The sequence below is a fragment of the Staphylococcus caprae genome, from assembly GCF_002902725.1.
GTDB lineage: Bacteria > Bacillota > Bacilli > Staphylococcales > Staphylococcaceae > Staphylococcus > Staphylococcus caprae.
The window spans coordinates 1-1,486 of the sequence record NZ_PPRT01000076.1 but is presented as its reverse complement, the minus strand read 5'-3'; the positions used below and the strand labels follow the sequence as shown (position 1 = coordinate 1,486).

Sequence of the window (1,486 nt, the reverse complement as noted above, 5' to 3'; positions counted from 1 at the left end):
TTAAACGTTTTAATGACTTTAGCCATGGCTACCTTCGTTGAAGGTGCCTGATCTGTAATCACTTTTTGAGGTTTACCAAATTGTTTAATGAGACTTTTGATAAACGCATATGCCGAATGATTATCTCGTTGCTTACGCAACCAAATATCTAATGTATGTCCCTTTGCATCAATGGCACGATATAAATAGCTCCATTTTCCTTTTATTTTGATGTACGTCTCATCAATACGCCATTTATAATAGGCTTTTTTATGCTTTTTCTTCAAAGTCTGATACAAAATAGACTTTATTGAAAACAAGATTTTCATTTAAGTATTAATAAAATTTTAACTATGACCTAACATTTCATTAAACATTCAATATTATGCTTGGGTAAGAGATATTCAAGATGAAATCATTACGCTTTAAATAATTGGATGATTCCATTAGAACAGTTTAAGGAGGATTACACATGGTTATTTCAAAAAGACTTTCTACTACGGTATTAGGTATTTTATTTTTGATTATTGTGATTTCAACATTCGTAGATCAACCAATATCAAATGCATTAATGAATCAAAATTCGTTATTTGGTACGATATTCCAAAATTATGGTTTATTCCCCCCAACATTAGTGTTAATTATCTCTATGATAATTTTAAATTATTACGTTTTCAAGATATTTAATAATCTATTTTTAAAGTTGACTATTTTGCTTATAACATCTGTATTTACACTTATTAAAACGAATGCACTTTTAGCAGAAACTGTACAATACATAGTGTCAACATCAAACAACATAAAGCATCATAAACCTATGGGTATGGCTAATAATGAAGGGAATACAGGTGACTCTCTATCCTTAGGATTGAGTATTTTAATTTCACTTATCATTCTATTAATTATAACGTTTATTTGTTATTACTTTTGGTTAAAAAACACAAATACTGCTGAATTACATAGATTATTTAAGGTGTCACTTATAAGTTTTTTGGTTCTATTTATCGGATTAGAGATTGTAGATAATATGAAAGAGTTATGGGGACGCGTAAGACCATATGAATTAGATGACAAAGCTTCCCATTTCACTAATTGGCTAAAAATTAACGGCAATACTGGTCATAGTTCATTCCCATCAGGGCATACAGGCAGTGGTGCATTTTTAATGTTCTTAGCTTTCTATTTTAAAAAACAATCGTCCAAAAAAATAGTATTTCTAATCGGTCTTTTATATAGTGTATTAATGGCATTAAGTCGAATTCGAATTGGTGCCCATTTCGCTAGTGATGTAACAATGAGTTTAATCATTATATTTTCGCTTATGGTGGCAGCAGATTGTATTATTAATAAAATAACTTCAGAGCCAACCCAACAAAAATATTAAATGTATGATTTTGTTGCAAAGTAAAATTAGGGTTCTGTTGCAAAGTTAAAATAGTATACAGTTCTATACAAAGTCAGAATCTTTAACGTTGTTTTAATAAGAAGTTGTTCCATTTAATTTGAT

The 1,486-nt window shown here is 29.3% G+C and carries 1 protein-coding gene and 1 pseudogene; one reads left to right on the top strand and one right to left on the bottom strand.

Annotation, left to right across the window (positions count from 1 at the left end; genetic code table 11):
• A pseudogene (locus CD155_RS11825) lies at nt 1-281 on the bottom strand (DDE-type integrase/transposase/recombinase); the annotation flags it as partial.
• Between the two features lie 170 nt (nt 282-451).
• On the opposite strand from CD155_RS11825, the gene CD155_RS11820 reads away from it, so the two are divergent.
• The gene (locus CD155_RS11820) at nt 452-1,363 is read left to right on the top strand and encodes a phosphatase PAP2 family protein (protein WP_103213419.1); all 912 of its coding nucleotides are present in this window, start codon (nt 452-454) and stop codon (nt 1,361-1,363) included.
• Nucleotides 1,364-1,486 lie beyond the last annotated feature (123 nt).

Excerpts from the sequence above, each read along its gene's own strand:
- CD155_RS11820 (WP_103213419.1), top strand. The coding sequence starts at position 452 with ATGGTTATTTCAAAAAGACTTTCTACTACGGTATTAGGTATTTTATTT.